General features: G+C 62.2%; 1 pseudogene. It reads right to left on the bottom strand.

The features are described from left to right. A pseudogene (locus CYJ76_RS11535) lies at positions 1-378 on the bottom strand (UDP-N-acetylglucosamine 1-carboxyvinyltransferase); the annotation flags it as partial. Positions 379-392 lie beyond the last annotated feature (14 nt).

Raw genomic sequence — 392 nt, 5'->3', positions numbered from 1 at the left:
GATCACGCTCATCCCCTCGCTCACCGTGCACAGCGCAATCGCCATGGGTTGCAGGTCAGTTGGGAATCCGGGGAAAGGAAGCGTCTGGTAGTCCACCGCCTTGGGGCGCTCGTGCTGCACCACCCTAAAGCCGGTCGGGTACGTCTCCACCTGAGCTCCCGCAAGCTTTAGCTTCTCCAGTACCAGGTGCAGGTGCTGCGGATCGATACCGCCAACCGTGATGTCTCCCCTGGTCATTGCTGCGGCATACGCCCAGGTGCCAGCGACGATGCGGTCACCGACAACCTCGTGGTCCACCGGGTTCAACCGCTCCACACCCTCGACAGTGATGGTGTTGGATCCAGCGCCGCTGATCTTTGCGCCCATCGCTACCAGCATGTCGCACAGGTCCA

The organism is Kytococcus schroeteri, assembly GCF_002847825.1.
GTDB lineage: Bacteria > Actinomycetota > Actinomycetes > Actinomycetales > Dermatophilaceae > Kytococcus > Kytococcus schroeteri.
Note: the sequence above shows the minus strand (reverse complement) of the source record. Positions and strands in the feature narration are given on the sequence as shown.